We start from the raw sequence: 18,540 nt of genomic DNA on the forward strand, positions 1-18,540 counted from the left end.
ATTTCTCCTCTTTTTCTTTCTTTTTTCTCATAAGAAAGAATATATTTGTACCTAAGTTAAACGAAAACCAAAGCATGATATGATAACAACCCAGTTGCTTCGTCCTGAAAGCATTGTCGTAGTAGGGGCATCGAATAATGTACATAAGCCGGGTGGCGCAATATTAAAGAATTTGATAAACGGAGGTTATCAGGGAGAACTTCGGGCGGTGAATCCGAAGGAAAAGGAAGTGCAGGGAGTTCCCGCCTTTGCGGATGTGAATGATCTGCCGGACACAGATCTGGCGGTGTTGGCTGTGCCTGCTTCGATGTGTCCTGATATGGTGGAAACATTGGCTAGCAAGAAACAAACTAGGGCATTTATCATACTTTCGGCAGGTTTTGGTGAAGAAACTCACGAAGGGGCACTGTTGGAAGAACGCATTTTGGAAACAGTCAATAAATACGGGGCTTCGTTGACTGGCCCTAATTGTATCGGATTGATGAATACTTGGCATCATAGTGTGTTCAGCCAGCCGATTCCTAATTTGAACTCAAAAGGGGTGGACTTGATCTCCAGCTCCGGTGCTACGGCGGTATTTATTCTCGAAAGTGCCGTTACAAAAGGTTTGCAGTTCAATTCAGTCTGGTCGGTGGGAAATGCCAAGCAGATCGGCGTGGAAGATGTATTGCAATTTATGGATGAGAACTTCGATCCCGAAACGGATTCTCATCTGAAACTACTCTATATTGAAAGTATTCAGAATCCGGACAGGTTGTTATTTCATGCTTCGTCTTTGATTAGAAAAGGGTGCAAGATTGCAGCAATCAAAGCCGGAAGTTCGGAGAGCGGAAGCCGGGCGGCATCTTCCCATACAGGAGCAATCGCCAGTTCCGATTCGGCAGTAGAGGCTTTGTTCCGTAAAGCAGGGATTGTGCGTTGCTTCTCTCGTGAAGAATTGACTACTGTAGGTTGCGTGTTTACTTTACCCGAATTGAAAGGAAAGAATTTTGCCATTATCACCCATGCCGGAGGACCGGGAGTGATGTTGACAGATGCGTTGAGTAAAGGTGGACTGAATGTACCTAAGCTGGAAGGAGAAGTAGCCGAGGAACTAAAAGCCCAACTATTCCCCGGTGCTGCCGTCGGAAATCCTATTGATATTCTGGCTACCGGAACACCGGAACATCTGCGCCTTTGCATTGACTACTGCGAGGAAAAGCTTGACAATATAGACGCCATGATGGCCATCTTCGGAACTCCGGGATTGGTTACTATGTTTGAAATGTATGATGTGCTTCACGAAAAGATGCAGACTTGCAAGAAACCGATTTTCCCCATTCTTCCTTCCATTAATACAGCTGGAGCGGAGGTTTCCGCCTTCCTGGCAAAAGGGCATGTGAACTTTGCAGACGAAGTGACCTTGGGTACTGCCCTTTCACGTATCGTCAATGCTCCTAAACCGGCAGTTCCTGAAATAGAACTGTTCGGAGTGGACGTTCCGAGGATTCGTCGTATTATTGATTCTATTCCGGAGGATGGTTATATCGCTCCCAATTATGTACAGGCATTGTTGCACGCTGCCGGTATTCCGTTGGTAGATGAATTTGTTTCCGATAATAAAGAGGAGATAGTAGCTTTTGCCCGTCGGTGCGGATTTCCGGTAGTTGCCAAAGTCGTTGGTCCTGTGCACAAATCAGATGTCGGCGGTGTTGTTCTGAACATTAAAAGTGAGCAACATCTGGCACTGGAATTTGATCGTATGATGCAGATATCTGATGCAAGAGCAATTATGGTACAGCCGATGCTGAAAGGTACGGAACTGTTTGTTGGCGCAAAATATGAAGAGAAGTTCGGTCACGTGGTACTTTGTGGTTTGGGAGGTATTTTTGTGGAGGTGCTGAAAGATGTATCTTCCGGTTTGGCTCCGCTTTCTTACGAAGAAGCTTATTCAATGATTCATTCTTTGCGTGCTTATAAAATCATTCAGGGAACACGTGGGCAAAAGGGAGTCAACGAAGATAAATTTGCTGAAATTATTGTCCGTTTGTCCACTTTACTACGTTTCGCTACAGAGATCAAAGAAATGGATATAAATCCGCTCTTAGCAACAGAAAAGGCCGTTGTAGCAGTTGACGCGCGTATCAGAATAGAAAAATAGGACTATTCTTTCATTCATTGAGACATATTTACTATCTTTCCGCTGTGATTTTGTCTACATTTGGTAACTCAAACGGAAGGATAGAAAACACGTATGTTTATGAAGAAAGTTCTCATATTTTTAATCTGTTTAATCGGCTATCAGATCGGCTGCCATGCGCAAATGGCGGACGAGCATTATTATTTCAAAAATCTTAGTGTACAGAACGGATTATCTCAAAATACGGTCAATGCGATTTTGCAGGATAAGCAGGGCTTTATGTGGTTCGGCACGAAAGATGGTTTGAATAGATATGACGGTTTGTCATTCCGCAAATTCAAACACGATGACCGCACACGGCGGAGTATTGGTAATAATTTTATCACAGCTCTTTATGAGGACTCAAAAGGAAATATCTGGGTAGGTACGGATGTAGGACTTTATATCTATAATCCGGAAAAAGATTCTTTCCGGCATTTTGCTGAATTGAGCGCAGAAAACACGAAAATAGAGCATACCGTAACTGCAATCTCCGGAGACAACAAAGGATGTGTCTGGGTAGCGGTAGAGTCGCAGGGGCTATTTTGTTATGATCTGGAGGAAGGAATACTCCAGAACCACACATTGAAGAACTTTTCTTTTATCTCCACCAATGTCCAGTCTTTTGTTTTCGATAATAGCGGAACCCTTTGGATTGGCTGCTATGGTGATGGACTTTTCTATTCGAAAGACCGTTTGCAAACCCTTCATCCTTATGTATCACCTGTAGACGATCAAAAAACTTATGAGAATGATGTCGTGATAGGCCTGGTGAAAGGAGCATATAATTGTCTATATATAGGCTCTTTAAAAGGAGGAGTGAAAGAACTGAACCTGACCTCTAACAAACTACATGACTTACTTTCAGAGGATGAAAATGGAGAGTCTGTTTTTTGTCGCGAACTGCTGGTCGCTTCTGATAATGAATTGTGGATTGGTGCAGAATCGGGACTCTATATTTATAATCTTCGAATGGGTAAATATGTTCATTTGCGCAGTTCGATCAACGACCCTTATTCTTTGTCCGATAATGCTATTTATTCCTTGTGTAAGGATCGAGAGGGTGGTATCTGGATTGGATCTTATTTTGGAGGTGTGAACTACTATCCGCGTTTTTATACGTATTTTGAAAAATATTATCCCAAAGGAACAGATAATGGTTTGCATGGAAAACGGGTACGTGAGTTTTGCCAGGATAATCAGGGTATTCTGTGGATTGGTACGGAAGACGGCGGTTTGAACCGTTTCAACCCGAAGACCAAGACTTTTTCCTTTTTTACCCCTAGCAGTGCTTTTACCAATGTGCATGGTCTGTGTTTGATTGATAACCATCTTTGGGTAGGAACCTTCTCAAAAGGAGTGAAAGTAGTAGATACGCGTACGGGAGCTATCGTGAAAACCTATCAGAAAACAGACTCTCCCCGTTCATTGATAGACAATAGCGTGTTCTCTATTTGCCGCACAACGACGGGTGATATTTATCTGGGTACTTTATTCGGTTTGCTGCGATACAACAGACAATCTGATGATTTTGACCGGATACCGGAACTGAACGGCAGGTTTGTATATGATATAAAGGAAGATTCCGGTGGTAATCTATGGCTGGCAACTTATGCAAATGGAGCTTATTGCTACAATGTGAGCGAAAAGAAATGGAAGAACTATTTGCACGATGAAAATAATCCGAAGAGCCTTCCGTATGACAAGGTCTTGAGCATCTTTGAAGATTCTCACCGGCAAATCTGGCTGACTACCCAAGGAGGAGGATTCTGTCGTTTTCAGCCGGATACGGACACATTTGCCAATTATAATTTGTCGGCCGGATTGCCGAACGATGTTGTATATCAGATTGTGGAGGATAAAGACGGATTTTTGTGGTTGACAACCAACAACGGTCTGGTTTGCTTCCAACCCAACACTGGCGTGATGAAAGTATATACCACCTCCAATGGCTTGTTGGGCGACCAGTTTAATTATCGTTCAAGCTTTGAGACTGAAGATGGTACGATCTATCTGGGTAGCATTGATGGTTTTATTGCTTTTAATCCCAAGAATTTCTCGGAGAATAAGTTCATTCCGTCTGTTGCCATTACTGATTTCTTTCTGTTTGGTAAGGAGGTATATGCCGGCGAGCCGGGATCTCCGTTGGAGAAGAGTATAACTTTCTCCGACCAGCTTGTGCTCCAGTCCAATCAGAATTCTTTTTCTTTCCGTGTAGCAGCGTTGGATTTCCAGGCTCCGAAAACGAGCCGGATTATGTATAAACTGGAGGGCTTTGATACGGATTGGCTGACGGTTGGCGAAAGCCCTATCGTTACTTATTCCAATCTTCGTTATGGTGATTATACCTTCCGGGTAAAGGTTGCTAATAGCGACGGTGTATGGAGTGACGACGAAGTGTCATTAGGGGTACATATTCTTCCTCCTTTTTATCTCTCTATATGGGCGTATTGTGTGTATGCTCTGCTGATTATCGGCTGCTCCCTGTATACGGTTATGTATTTCAAGAGACGCAGTAACAGCAAACACCGCAGGCAGATGGAGAAATTCGAGCAGGAGAAGGAACGTGAAGTTTATCATGCAAAGATTGATTTCTTTACGAATGTGGCCCACGAGATACGTACACCGTTGACGCTGATTAAAGGTCCTTTGGAAAACATCATATTGAAGAAACAGGTCGATGCGGAAACGAGGGAAGACTTGAATGTAATGAAGCAGAATACGGAACGGTTGTTGAACCTGACTAACCAGTTGCTTGATTTCCGTAAAACGGAAAGTCAGGGATTCCGCCTGAATTTTGCGAAATGTAATGTAACGGAGGTGCTGAAAGAGACTCATGTGCGTTTTACTTCCCTTGCCAAACAGAAAGGCTTGGAGTTTACTTTGCAAGTGCCCGAGGAGGATTTCTATGCGCATGTGAACCGGGAGGCGTTTACGAAGATTATCAGTAATCTGTTGAATAATGGGGTGAAGTATGCTGAAAGCTACGTACACATATCTTTGGAAGTGCCGGAAACGGATGACAACAATTCATTCTGTATTCGTACGGAGAATGATGGAGTGATTATTCCCAATGAGATGAAGGAGGAAATATTCAAGCCTTTCGTTCGTTTCAATGAAAAAGAAGACGGCAAGGTGACTACCGGAACAGGAATCGGCTTGGCTCTTTCCCGTTCATTGGCTGAACTGCATCAAGGGACTTTGGCTATGGGAGAAGGGGAAGAAAATAATACCTTCTGTTTGATTTTGCCGATTGTTCAGGACATGACAATAACCTTAACCCCGGAACCGGAAGTTGAAATAGACAGGATGAGTGGAGTTCCTGCCGGGGAGACGGAAAAGAAAGATAACCGTCCTACAGTGCTGGTTGTAGAAGACAATCCGGATATGCTTGCCTTTGTGGTGCGTCAGCTGTCGAAAGAATATACTGTGCTGACTGCTACCAATGGTGTGGAAGCGTTGCAAGTGTTGGATGGCAATTATGTGAATTTGGTGGTTAGTGATGTAGTGATGCCTGTGATGGATGGTTTTGAACTGTGCAAGACGATTAAGTCGGATTTGAATTATAGCCATATCCCCGTCATCCTGTTGACTGCGAAGACAAATATCCAGTCTAAGATAGAAGGGATGGAGTTGGGAGCCGATGCTTATCTGGAGAAGCCTTTCTCTGTGGAATACTTACAGGCTTGCGCTTCCAGTCTTATTCAGAACAGAGAGAAACTACGTAAGGCTTTTGCACAGTCTCCTTTTGTAGCAGCCAATACGATGGCGTTGACGAAGGCTGATGAAGATTTTATAAAGAAATTGAATGAGGTGATTCAGGTGAATTATAGTAATCCGGAATTTAGTATGGATGATATGGCGGATAGTCTGAATATGAGTCGTTCCAATTTCTATCGGAAGATAAAAGGGGTGCTGGATTTGAGTCCGAATGAATATCTTCGTCTGGAGCGTTTGAAGAGAGCTGCTCAATTATTGAAAGAGGGAGAAAACCGGGTGAATGAGATTTGCTACATGGTAGGATTCAATTCTCCGTCTTATTTTGCCAAGTGTTTCCAGAAACAATTTGGAGTGCTTCCAAAGGATTTTGTAAGTTAATATTAATTTATAGCTATAAAGATTAGGTAAAAAGGAACTCTTAAAAGAATGATTTGATGAAAAAATATGTAAATTTGTTCGTTTTCGTTTTCATGGTTGGTACTTGTTTTTCGCAGGGGAAAGCACAGACAAAATCTGCAGTGAGTTATAAGAATCCGGTTGTAGATATTGCCATGCCTGACCCTACGGTAATTAAGGCTGCGGATGGTTATTTTTATGTGTATGCTACCGAATCTACCAGAAACGTTCCGATCATGAAGTCGAAAGACTTGGTGCAATGGACTTATTGCAACACGGCATTCACAAATAAAACTCGTCCCAGATTTGAACCCAAAGCCGGAATTTGGGCACCGGACATTAATTATATTAGCGGTAAATATGTGCTTTATTATGCGATGTCGGTGTGGGGAGGAGAACAGACGTGTGGAATTGGAGTAGCTACGGCCGACTCTCCACAGGGACCTTTTACAGATCATGGTAAGATGTTCCGTAGTAATGAGATCGGTGTACAGAACTCGATCGATCCCAGCTTCCTGCAATATGAAGGGAGAAACTATCTGGTTTGGGGCAGCTTCCGGGGAATATATGTTATTGAGCTGACTGAAGATGGTCTGTCATTGAAGCCGGGAGCAGAAAAAAAGAGAATAGCAGGAACTGCTTTTGAAGCTGCCTATATTCATAAGCACGGCGATTATTATTATATGTTTGCCTCTATCGGAAGTTGTTGCGAGGGGATTAGGAGTACTTATAAAGTTGTAGTGGGCCGCTCTAAAAAAGTCTGGGGACCCTACAAAGATAAGTCGGGCAAACCGATGTTGAAGAATGGTTATTCTTTGGTGATAGGTGCGAATGATCATTTTGTAGGCAATGGGCACGGTTCGCAGATTATCCGGGATGATGCCGGACAAGACTGGCTTCTGTATCATGGTTTTTCAAGATCGATCCCGGAGAACGGACGTATTCTGTTGCTGGACCAAATCAAATGGGATAAAGAAGGATGGCCTTATGTAGAAGGAGAATCTCCTTCTTACGAAACACAAAAAGCACCTGTATTTAATAACTGATTTTCAAATAAACTAATTATAATCTTAAATACCACAAGCATGAAACATACCCCTATTAGCAGGCGGGATTTTCTAAAGAATTTAGGCATAGCCGGGGCTGGCACTCTTCTTGCAGCAAGCCCTTGGCTTTCTGCTTTTTCGGAGGTGATGAACACCTCAAACGAGAAGTGTCGTCTGGCAATTATCGGGCCCGGTTCCCGGGGACGGTTTTTAATGGGATTTTTGGCTAAGAACCCCAAAGTCGATATTGTAGCATTGTGCGACATTTATAAGCCGTCTATCGAGAACGCATTGAAACTTGCACCTAATGCCAAAGTGTATGGTGACTACCGGGAAGTGCTGGAGGATAAGTCGATAGATGCTATACTCGTAGCTACTCCTCTTAGTTCGCATTGTAAAATTGTATTGGATGCTTTCGATGCAGGAAAGCATGTATTTTGTGAGAAGTCGATAGGTTTTACGATGGAAGAGTGTTATCGTATGTATCAGAAACATCGTAGCACGGGAAAGATTTTCTTCACTGGTCAACAACGTTTGTTCGACCCTCGTTACATCAAAGCGATGGAGATGATTCATGCGGGTACCTTTGGTAAAATAAATGCAATCCGTACCTTTTGGAACCGGAATGGCGATTGGAGACGTTCGGTACCTTCACCCAATTTGGAACGCCTGATAAACTGGCGTCTTTACAAGGAATTTTCGAAAGGGCTGATGACGGAACTTGCTTGTCACCAGCTTCAGATTGGAAGTTGGGCTTTGCGTAAGATCCCAGAGAAGGTAATGGGGCATGGTGCCATTACTTATTGGAAGGATGGCAGGGATGTGTATGATAATGTGAGTTGTGTATATGTTTTTGATGATGGGGTGAAGATGACATTCGACTCTGTTATATCCAATAAATTCTATGGACTGGAAGAACAGATCATGGGCAACCTCGGCACGGTAGAACCGGAAAAAGGAAAATACTACTTTGAGAATGTGGCTCCTGCACCGGCTTTCCTGCAGATGGTGAATGATTGGGAAAACAAAGTTTTCGATTCTCTTCCTTTTGCCGGAACGAGTTGGGCTCCGGAAACTGCAAATGAGAATACTGGAGAGTTCATTATTGGAGAACGTCCCAAGAGTGACGGTACATCCTTGTTGCTGGAAGCGTTCGTTGAAGCCGTCATAACACAAAAACAACCGGAAAGAATAGCGGAAGAAGGATACTATGCGAGTATGCTTTGTTTGCTGGGACATCAGGCATTAGAGGAAGAGCGGACGCTCTATTTCCCTGATGAATATAAAATAGATTATCTGAACCATCAATCTGTAAAAACATCCAAAGCTGTATGAAAGACACGATTGTAACCGCACAACGAAAGAAAATAGAGTTAATTACTTTACTCGTTTGTTTCGTAGTATCCAATTTGATACACCTTTATGCAATTATTGCTTATCATGCGCCATTTACGGAGATGATAACGTCTATTTTTTATATAATTATATTTACTTTTGTGCTTTATGCCTTCTGGGGGATTTTGCGTCTCTTGTTTTATGGAATGCAAGCACTGTTTAAAAAAAAATTTAAAGAAGAACTTAATCAATATCAATGAAAATAAATAATTTATGGTAACACGAAGGGATTTTTTGAAAACGATGTCGATGGCTTCAGCCGGATTGGCATTGGGAACCGGTGATTTATTACATGCGCAAACCGTTTCACCTAAAAAAGGAAGAGGTGACAAAGTGAAAATTGCTTATATCGGCATTGGTAACCGTGGAGAGCAGATTATTGAAGACTTTGCACGGACAGGTATGGTGGAAGTGGTGGCTTTATGTGATGTAGACATGGGTGCCAAACATACACAAAAGATAATGGCTAAATATCCGAAAGCAAAGCAGTTTAGGGATTTTCGCCAAATGTTTGATAAGGCCGGTAACGAATTTGATGCTGTAGCAATTGCTACTCCCGACCATTCACATTTCCCGATCAGTATGCTGGCATTGGCATCCGGAAAACATGTATATGTAGAAAAACCGCTGGCACGTACTTTCTATGAAGCGGAACTGTTGATGCAAGCTGCACTTAAACGTCCGAATCTGGTTACTCAAGTAGGAAATCAGGGGCATTCTGAAGCAAACTATTTCCAGTTTAAAGCTTGGATGGATGCGGGAATTATCAAGGACGTTACTGCTATCACTGCCCACATGAATAACCCGCGGCGTTGGCATAAATGGGATACTAATATCTATAAATTTCCTTCAGGACAGCAGCTTCCGAAAGATATGGACTGGGACACCTGGCTCGGAGTTACCCCTTATCACGAGTATAATAAAGATTATCATTTAGGACAATGGCGTTGCTGGTATGATTTTGGTATGGGTGCATTGGGTGATTGGGGGGCACATATCCTCGACACGGCTCACGAATTCTTGGAATTGGGATTGCCTTATGAAGTCACCATGCAATACGCAAATGGTCATAATGATTATTTCTTCCCTTATTCTTCCACGATTCTCTTCCGTTTCCCTCAACGTAAAGGAATGCCACCGGTAGATATTACCTGGTATGACGGTCTGGATAATCTTCCTCCTATTCCTGCCGGTTATGGAGTTTCGGGATTGGATCCGAACATTCCTTCAACGAATCAGGGAGATACTCCTGCGGCTAAATTGAACCCGGGAAAGATTATCTATACGAAAGACTTAATCTTTAAAGGGGGTAGTCATGGAAGCACTTTGTCTATCATCCCGGAAGAGAAAGCGAAAGAGATGGCTGACAAATTACCGAAGGTTCCTAAAAGTCCTTCCAATCACTTCGAGAACTTCTTATTGGCATGTAACGGTATTGAAAAGACACGTTCACCGTTCGAAATCAACGGTGTTTTGAGTCAGGTGTTCTCACTGGGTGTAATGGCTCAACGTCTTAATACACAACTGTTCTTTGACAGCCGCACGAAGCAGATTACAAATAATGAATTTGCTAATGCAATGTTGGCGGGACTTCCGCCGCGTAAAGGTTGGGATGAATTTTATAAATTATAAATAGAAAATATTCTTTTCTATCCCTTTCTCGAAGGTAAGGGGATAGGGAAAGACTAATAAAATGATTATGAAGAAAAATATCGTATTAACTTTACTTTTATTCTGTGCCGCTTCTTTAGGTGCACAGAACTGGGAGCCTCTTTTCAATGGAAAGAACCTGAAAGGATGGAAGAAATTGAATGGCAAAGCCGAGTATAAAATTGTAGATGGCGCTATTGTCGGTGTATCTAAGATGGGAACTCCCAATACATTCTTGGCAACGACAAAGAATTATGGTGACTTTATCCTTGAATTTGATTTCAAGATAGATGATGGTTTAAATTCCGGCGTACAGCTTCGCAGTGAAAGCAAGAAGGATTATAAGAAAGGCCGCGTACACGGTTATCAGTTTGAGATTGATCCTTCGAAGCGCGCTTGGTCGGGTGGCATTTATGATGAGGCACGTAGAAACTGGCTTTATCCTTTGACACTGAATCCGTCGGCAAAAACAGCTTTTAAGAATAACGCATGGAATAAAGCCCGTATTGAAGCTGTTGGTAATTCGATCCGTACCTGGATAAACGGAGTTCCTTGTGCTAATATCTGGGATGATATGACTCCTGTAGGTTTCATTGCTTTGCAAGTGCACGCTATTGGAAATGCGGCAGATGAAGGAAAAACAGTTAGTTGGAAGGATATCCGTATTTGTACGACGGATGTAGAACGCTATCAGACACCGGAAGCGCAAGCTGCACCGGAAGTGAATCTGATTGCCAACACGATTTCTCCGAGCGAAGCAAAAGAAGGCTGGGCTCTATTATGGGATGGTAAGACTACTGACGGATGGAGAGGCGCTAAACTTTCTACTTTCCCTGCAAAAGGCTGGAAGATAGAAAATGGTATTTTGAAAGTAATGAAGAGTGGTGGAGCTGAATCTGCAAATGGTGGTGATATTGTGACTACCCGTAAATACAAGAACTTTATTCTGAAAGTAGACTTCAAGATTACTGAAGGTGCAAATAGCGGAGTTAAATATTTTGTGAATCCGGGGCTGAATAAAGGGGAAGGCTCTGCTATCGGTTGCGAATTCCAGATTCTTGACGATGACAAGCATCCTGATGCAAAACTGGGTGTGAAAGGCAACAGAAAGCTGGGCTCGTTGTATGACCTGATTCCGGCTCCTAAAGATAAACCATTCAACAAGAAAGAATTCAATACTGCTACTATCATTGTAAAAGGCAATCATGTAGAACATTGGCTGAACGGAGTTAAGCTGATTGAGTATGATCGTAACAATGATATGTGGAATGCATTGGTAGCATACAGTAAATATAAAAACTGGCCTAATTTCGGAAATCCGGAGGAAGGTAATATACTTCTTCAGGACCACGGAGATGAAGTATGGTTCAAGAACGTGAAGATTAAAGAACTGAAATAGTTCCGTTTTCTAGTTATTAGGAGATACGTCAAAACTCCTTTATGATTTTTATTCAGGCACGGATTACACGGGTTTCACGGTTACTCTAATGAAATAAAAACCGCGTAATCTGTGTAATCCGTTCCTAATTTGTCTTACTATACGATGCAAGTCTCTGTTCAACATTTGTATAAACCGTCCCATGAAGGTAATGGACTGCTTTATGCCTGGTTTCTTTCCATGCATACACGGATGGATATTATCCTGTATAGCCAGAAAACGGAAGAAGAATTGTTGCTTGTGGTCAATCGTATTTATGATGCATTGTGCCGGTTGGAAAAGATAGCGAACTTTTATGACCCGGTCAGTGAATTGTCTTTTGTCAACCGGACAGCTTCCGTTTCTCCGGTCGTTCTTAGCGAAGAACTTTATTCAATGATTGATTTATGTCTGGAGTATAAGGGAAAGACTTTGGGGTGTTTCGATGTCACGGTCCATTCAGAAAATTATAATCAGAACACAATACATTCGGTGCATTTATCAGCCGAAGATCATAGTATCTATTTTTCACAGCCGGGAATTGTTGTCAACTTATCCGGTTTTCTTAAAGGGTATGCTTTGGAAACAGTTAAAAGCATATTGAATGAGTACGTGATAGAGAGTGCATTGATAAATATGGGAAACAGTTCCGTCCTTGCTTTAGGTAATCATCCGGTAGGATCGGGATGGAAAGTCAATAATATACTTCTTCATAATGAATGCCTTACAACCTCTGGTAATGACTCTCCTGAACGTCGGCATATTGTTTCTCCTCGAAATGGAAAATTGGTGGAAGGTGCTCGACAGATATCTGTAGTTACAACTAATGGGGCAATAGGAGAAATATTGTCTACCGCTTTGTTTGCTGCTGACAGTGAACAAACTAAAGCCTTGATGGGTATATATGCGCACTGTCGTGTATATATATATCCACCATGCTGAATATATATACTCACCGTGCTGGTCATATATACCCACCATACTATATTGGCCATCTATATCTAATGATACTTATCCGACTAACTGCCAGGATATAGATAGTCTGTAGGCGAGTATAATTAATTATTAAATACGAACAAATATCCCCCAATTAAATATGACCTGATTTTTTTGTTTTTTGAGACAAAAATACTATTTGAGATAAGCTTGCATTTTTATCTTTGCCGTAAAATTATATTATATAATATTAATATGGATATAAAATATGATACAGATAGAAGTAGATAAGTTCAATGTAAGTTTGAATATTATCTTATAATATTAACTCAAATTTATTTAGTATGAAAAACAAAAAAGAAGGTTTCACATCTCGGGTAGGATTGTTCTTACTATTGGTGACTTTTTGTCTTGGTACAGTACAGGCTCAAAGTTCTAAAATTACGGGATATGTGAAAGATCAATCGGGTGAACCGTTGATTGGAGTAAATGTGATGGAAAAAGGGACTACTAATGGAACCGTAACCGATCTAAACGGATTCTACAGCATTGTGGTAAAGGCTTCAAATGCTGTGTTGAATTTCAGTTATATTGGTTATAAAAATCAAGAAATTCCGGTAGCAGGTAAAAAACAGATTAACGTCACAATGAAAGATGATTCAGAGACGCTGGATGAAGTCGTTGTAGTGGGTTATGGTACGATGCGTAAAAAAGACTTGACTGGTTCGGTCGTCCAAGTTCGCCCTGATAAGATTGCCAATGAAAATCCTAAAACTGTTCAAGACATTTTACGCGGAACACCGGGATTAGTGATAGGTTATGGTGAAGGCGATGCTGGTGCAAAAGGTGGCGGTGAGATGAAAATCCGTGGACAGCGTTCCGTTTATACAGATGGTGGTCATAACAATCCGTTGATTATCCTCGACGGTATGTTTTTCCAAGGAGAACTTTCGGAAATTAATCCGGATGATATTGGACAGATAGATGTTTTGAAAGATGCGTCGGCAGCTGCCGTTTATGGAGCACAGGCTGCTAACGGTGTAATCATCATCACAACGAAAAAAGGTAAAAAAGGCAAGCCTGTGGTCAATTTCACAGCTAGTGTAGGTTTAACTCAAAAGGCTGCTTATCGTGATAGATGGCAAACTACGGACGAATATCTGCAACATTATGTAGACTGGAAAGAAAAAAATACTTATGGTGTGAATGCTGAAACAGGAGAATATGCAGCTTATTCAAGACCTGGTAATGAATATACTTCAAAGCCGGAGTATTTTCGGAATCCTAATAATTTGTCGGGAGTGTCTTTGGAACAGTGGCGTAATTATTCGACCAATCGGGAAGGAGAATCTGATCTTAGTATATGGGCAAGGCGTTTAGGATTTAGATATGATACGGCTTTACTTGACAATCTTTTGTCGGGAAAGACCGTTGATTGGCAAGATGAAGCGTTTCGATTAGGTTTCAACCAAGACTATAATGTAAGCATTAGCGGTGCTGGCGATAAGGTGGATTATTACATGTCTTTAGGTTATCTGCGCAATGAAGGCGCGTTTGTCGATGATACTTATCGAGCTATCCGTGCAAACTTGAAACTAAATGCAAAAGTTACTGATTGGTTTGAAGTGGGTGCAAATGTAAACTTTCAAGATCGTTCGGATGGTGAAATCGGCATGAATAAAGGCGGTTTTATGGAAAACAGTCCATACGCTATGTTGAAAGACGAAAACGGAAACTATACACAAGACCCTTTGATGTATCAATATGACCGTGCTAATGAAACAAACTGGTATTTTGAGAAGCAATACATTCAATTGGAAAAAGGGTATACTACATTGAATACGATCTTCAATGCTAAGGTAAAACTGCCTTTCAACATCACTTATCAGTTTAATATTGCACCCCGTTTCCAATTTTTTTACGACCGCTATTTTACGTCTGCAGAAAGACCTAATTCCAATCCTAACGACCGTGGAACAAACCGGGAACAGGCCAAACGTTTTAACTGGTCTCTGAACAATACGATTACCTGGGATCAAACTTTTGCCAACAAGCACCATGTTATTCTGACACTTGTGCAAGAAGCGGAAGAACGTCAATATTGGTCGGACCGGATTGAAGCCCGTAATATTCTGCCGTCTGACGCGCTTGGGTTCCATAACACCCAGAATGGAGATAAGGCTGTCAGTTCATTCAGGACAGATGATAATCATCAAACGGCTGATGCATTGATGGCGCGTGCATTCTATTCTTACGATGATCGTTATATGGTTACCGGTACCATCAGACGTGACGGTTATTCGGCTTTTGGAGCAAATAATCCTTATGCATGGTTTCCTTCGGGAGGTATAGCATGGTCATTCACCAATGAGGATTTCTTCCAAAAATATGCTCATATCATGAATAGTGGTAAACTGCGTGTTTCATACGGTAAAAATGGTAACCGTTCATTGGAAAATCCTTACGAAGCACTTGCCAATCTTTATCCGGGGGGGGGTAAGATGCAAGGTTATATCACTTCTTCAGGTGACTTATATTTAATGCGTTATTTGATGGCCCAACGTATGAAGAACCCGAATCTGCAATGGGAAAAGACACAATCGTGGAACTTTGCATTGGATTTTGGATTTTTGAACGATCGTATTACAGGTACATTGGAATATTATCGAATGAGTACCAAAGATATGATTATGAGACAACCTCTGTCTAATTTCACCGGATTTGAGAATATCACTACCAATTTAGGACAGGTGGACAATAGTGGTTTTGAGGTGGCATTGAATACGTTGAATATTGATAAGAAGAATTTCCAATGGAGTTCATCATTCAGTCTCTCATATAATAAAAACAGAATCAGGCATTTGTTTGGTGATCGTCAAGATATAGTAGATGCCAATGGTACTGTGGTAGGTTCCAGAGAAGCAGATTATGTGGCAGCCGGATGGTTTATCGACAAGCCTATTAGTGCGATTTGGGATTATAAAGTAACGGGAATCTGGCAGAAAGATGAGGTTGAAGAAGCTAAAAAATACGGGCAGGTTCCTGGTGACCCGAAAGTATGGAACAATCCGGCTAACGACCAATACGATGCTGATGGTAATTTAGTAAAGGTTATTTATAATAATGATGATAAAGTGTTCCAAGGACAAACTGCCGCTCCGGTTACATGGGCATTGCGTAATGATTTCACTTTGTGGAAAGATTTGACTCTCTCTGTGAATATTTACTCTCGTATGGGGCATAAGAGTTTGGAAAGTATGTATTTGAACAATGATGATGACGGCGGCGGCATGACTTACAGATTGGTGAACAAGAATGCGAAGGAATATTGGACTGTAGACAATCCTACTAATAAATATGCACGTATTGAGGCGCAAGGTCCGGAAGGTGCAAAAGGCGCACGTAGATTATATAATCGTTCTTTCATTCGTTTAGAAAATATATCTGTCGGCTATACATTGCCTAGGACTTGGACGGAAAAAATACAAATCGATCGTGTGAAAGTGTATGGCTCTGTTCGTAACGCTGCTGTATGGGCTAAAGATTGGGAAGGATATGGCGACCCAGAAACCGGCAATTTTGCATCTCGTATTTGGACGCTTGGACTTAATTTAACATTCTAATCTTTTAAACAGAAACGTATATGAAAAATTACATTCAAAAATATATTTGTAAAAGTGTCGCTTTATTTGTGGGCGCTTCATTAATGTTGACCGGATGTTCGGAAAGTTTTTTAGATCCGGATCCTCAAACGATGTTTGAACCGGAAACTGTATTTTCTACAGAAAATGGTATCAAATCCGTATTAGCTATTTGTGACCGTCAGCTTAAACGTAATTATGTGAGTGAAGATTCTAGAGAGATGATAGCACTGGCTACAGAATATACTTTTTCTGATTTGATGGTACCGTCTGCGACTGATAAAAGCGGATTGTTGGATAATGTTGACAATCTGTTGAGGCCGAACAGTGACCAAAGTGACGAAAAAAATCTGGGACGCACAAACAGTATATATTTCTTCTGGAGACAAAATTTTGAAGGTATTAGAAATGCTAATACAATACTTTCATTTATTGGTAATGTACCAATGGATGAAACATTGAAAAACGAATATATCGGCCGTGCCTATTTCCATCGGGCTTATCGCTATTATTCATTAGTTTTTCAATTTGGACATGTACCTTTGTTGACAAAACTTCCGGAAGTTCCTAAGCAGAACTATCGATCTACTCACCGTGACGCTATTCTGAAAAAAATGGTAGAAGATATGGAATTTGCAGTACAATGGGTTCCTGAACAGAAAGATATGGATTATGTTGGCATGGTAAATAAAGGTGCTTGCCGTATGTTGCTTTCTAAACTCTATATGTCTATTGGTGAATTCGGGAAGGCAAAGGAACAGTTGGATATCTTAATTGATAAATCAGGCTACTCTTTGATGGAAGAACCTTTCGGAACCTTCTTTGAAGGTGGCGAATCTGCATCATGGCCTATTACCCGCAATGTGATCTGGGATTTGCATCGTCCGGAGAACAAGTTGATTGCCGCTAACAAAGAAGTGATTATGGGTATGCCCAACCGGGGAGCAGAGAAAGAATCATTCATCCCGATGTTGACAATGCGTATTATGTATCCTTTCTTCTTTGATAATAGAATCAAAATGCCTGATGGAAAGCAAGCTCTATTCAACTATACTCGCAAAGATGGTAAATATCGTAAAGAATATGATTATATGCGTGGACTGGGACGTGGCATATCTACATTCCGTACTACTACTTTCTATCAAGACAATTTGTGGGCTGTTAATGATAAAATGGATCAAACCGATTTGCGGCATAGTGCAGAAACGGGAAACTGGATGCATATGGAAAAACTGAAATGTAATAATCCAGATTCTGAATTCTTTGGGCAAAATATCAAGCTTTACGCAGAAGAGGATTATTATAATGAGAAAAATGAACTTGTTACCCGCAAGGGAGATTTGATGTGTTCTGACACTATTCGTCGTTGGTATGACGTCCCTCATTACATTTTCTGCCTGAATGATGTCATCAATCAAGCTAAAGAAACCAATAATGGCCTAGAAGGAGCTACGGATGGCAGTATTGCTGATTGGTATTTATATCGTTTGGCGGAAGCTTACCTGTTGCGTGCAGAAGTAAAATTCTATATCAATCCGGATGATCCAACAATCAAGGATGATATAAACATTATCAGAGAACGTGCTCATTGTACTGAACTTTATACTGGTAAGGTTACTATTGGTGATATCATGGATGAACGTGCGCGTGAACTTTTCTTTGAAGAATGGCGTAATGTAGAGTTAACCCGTGTATCTCTCTGTTTGGCTATCAGCGGCAGAGCGGACGAGTTTGGAAATACATATAGAGTGGAAACATTCGACAAGCAGTCTGGCACCGATTCTGAAGGTGGTAGCTATTGGTATCAACGTTGCATAAAGAAAGGTATGTACAACAAAGGCGTTACTATTAACGTAAACGCTACTAAAACAGATATCAACTATATCATGGGTAAACATAACATTTATTGGCCTATTCCTGAAAAAGCAATTGTTTCTAACGGAAAGGCTCCTTTGTATCAGAACTACGGTTATGATGGTTATGATCCGAGTGTGCAGATATGGGAAACTTGGGAAGAGGCTGTGGCCGATGAAGACAGATTCTGATAGATGAGGAAAGCTTTTGATAATAGATGATAAATAGCCACCGTAACTTCGAATTTCGAGTTGCGGTGGTTGTTTTTTGAACATATTCTGCTATTTATAGGTCGGTTTCTTTTATTCGTTTTATTGCTTTTTGCCT

Annotated in this window: 10 protein-coding genes; all 10 read left to right on the plus strand. The window is 41.3% G+C overall.

The window, feature by feature from the left end; all coding sequences use genetic code 11:
- Nucleotides 1-79: 79 nt before the first annotated feature.
- Nucleotides 80-2,140, plus strand: a complete 2,061-nt coding sequence (locus ACT8YW_RS06165) for an acetate--CoA ligase family protein (RefSeq protein WP_444104356.1) — start codon at nucleotides 80-82, stop codon at nucleotides 2,138-2,140.
- Between the two features lie 99 nt (nucleotides 2,141-2,239).
- Nucleotides 2,240-6,256 (plus strand): hybrid sensor histidine kinase/response regulator transcription factor, encoded by a 4,017-nt coding sequence (locus tag ACT8YW_RS06170; RefSeq protein ID WP_444104357.1) that lies wholly within the window; start codon nucleotides 2,240-2,242, stop codon nucleotides 6,254-6,256.
- A gap of 56 nt (nucleotides 6,257-6,312) precedes the next feature.
- Complete coding sequence (locus ACT8YW_RS06175; protein WP_149964031.1) at nucleotides 6,313-7,320, plus strand: family 43 glycosylhydrolase; 1,008 nt, start codon at nucleotides 6,313-6,315, stop codon at nucleotides 7,318-7,320.
- Between the two features lie 39 nt (nucleotides 7,321-7,359).
- The gene (locus ACT8YW_RS06180; RefSeq protein ID WP_444104358.1) at nucleotides 7,360-8,655 is read left to right on the plus strand and encodes a Gfo/Idh/MocA family oxidoreductase; all 1,296 of its coding nucleotides are present in this window, start codon (nucleotides 7,360-7,362) and stop codon (nucleotides 8,653-8,655) included.
- The gene (locus tag ACT8YW_RS06185) at nucleotides 8,652-8,915 is read left to right on the plus strand and encodes a hypothetical protein (RefSeq protein ID WP_444104359.1); all 264 of its coding nucleotides are present in this window, start codon (nucleotides 8,652-8,654) and stop codon (nucleotides 8,913-8,915) included. The genes ACT8YW_RS06180 and ACT8YW_RS06185 overlap by 4 nt, the downstream gene beginning before the upstream one ends.
- 13 nt (nucleotides 8,916-8,928) lie before the next feature.
- On the plus strand, nucleotides 8,929-10,347 hold the full coding sequence (locus ACT8YW_RS06190) for a Gfo/Idh/MocA family oxidoreductase (protein WP_444104360.1): 1,419 nt from the start codon (nucleotides 8,929-8,931) through the stop codon (nucleotides 10,345-10,347).
- Between the two features lie 67 nt (nucleotides 10,348-10,414).
- The gene (locus ACT8YW_RS06195) at nucleotides 10,415-11,764 is read left to right on the plus strand and encodes a 3-keto-disaccharide hydrolase (protein ID WP_444104361.1); all 1,350 of its coding nucleotides are present in this window, start codon (nucleotides 10,415-10,417) and stop codon (nucleotides 11,762-11,764) included.
- A gap of 144 nt (nucleotides 11,765-11,908) precedes the next feature.
- The gene (locus ACT8YW_RS06200; protein WP_444104362.1) at nucleotides 11,909-12,724 is read left to right on the plus strand and encodes an FAD:protein FMN transferase; all 816 of its coding nucleotides are present in this window, start codon (nucleotides 11,909-11,911) and stop codon (nucleotides 12,722-12,724) included.
- 338 nt (nucleotides 12,725-13,062) lie between these two features.
- Nucleotides 13,063-16,341 (plus strand): SusC/RagA family TonB-linked outer membrane protein, encoded by a 3,279-nt coding sequence (locus ACT8YW_RS06205; RefSeq protein ID WP_444104363.1) that lies wholly within the window; start codon nucleotides 13,063-13,065, stop codon nucleotides 16,339-16,341.
- A gap of 20 nt (nucleotides 16,342-16,361) precedes the next feature.
- Complete coding sequence (locus tag ACT8YW_RS06210; protein WP_444104364.1) at nucleotides 16,362-18,404, plus strand: RagB/SusD family nutrient uptake outer membrane protein; 2,043 nt, start codon at nucleotides 16,362-16,364, stop codon at nucleotides 18,402-18,404.
- Nucleotides 18,405-18,540 lie beyond the last annotated feature (136 nt).

It is taken from the genome of Bacteroides sp. (assembly GCF_052357945.1).
GTDB lineage: Bacteria > Bacteroidota > Bacteroidia > Bacteroidales > Bacteroidaceae > Bacteroides.

What these genes read in the sequence shown, in the direction of transcription:
- ACT8YW_RS06210 (WP_444104364.1), top strand. Translation starts at nt 16,362, where the DNA reads ATGAAAAATTACATTCAAAAATATATTTGTAAAAGTGTCGCTTTATTT.
- ACT8YW_RS06165 (WP_444104356.1), top strand. Translation starts at nt 80, where the DNA reads ATGATAACAACCCAGTTGCTTCGTCCTGAAAGCATTGTCGTAGTAGGG.
- ACT8YW_RS06205 (WP_444104363.1), top strand. Translation starts at nt 13,063, where the DNA reads ATGAAAAACAAAAAAGAAGGTTTCACATCTCGGGTAGGATTGTTCTTA.
- ACT8YW_RS06190 (WP_444104360.1), top strand. Translation starts at nt 8,929, where the DNA reads ATGGTAACACGAAGGGATTTTTTGAAAACGATGTCGATGGCTTCAGCC.
- ACT8YW_RS06195 (WP_444104361.1), top strand. Translation starts at nt 10,415, where the DNA reads ATGAAGAAAAATATCGTATTAACTTTACTTTTATTCTGTGCCGCTTCT.
- ACT8YW_RS06170 (WP_444104357.1), top strand. Translation starts at nt 2,240, where the DNA reads ATGAAGAAAGTTCTCATATTTTTAATCTGTTTAATCGGCTATCAGATC.
- ACT8YW_RS06200 (WP_444104362.1), top strand. Translation starts at nt 11,909, where the DNA reads ATGCAAGTCTCTGTTCAACATTTGTATAAACCGTCCCATGAAGGTAAT.
- ACT8YW_RS06175 (WP_149964031.1), top strand. Translation starts at nt 6,313, where the DNA reads ATGAAAAAATATGTAAATTTGTTCGTTTTCGTTTTCATGGTTGGTACT.
- ACT8YW_RS06185 (WP_444104359.1), top strand. Translation starts at nt 8,652, where the DNA reads ATGAAAGACACGATTGTAACCGCACAACGAAAGAAAATAGAGTTAATT.
- ACT8YW_RS06180 (WP_444104358.1), top strand. Translation starts at nt 7,360, where the DNA reads ATGAAACATACCCCTATTAGCAGGCGGGATTTTCTAAAGAATTTAGGC.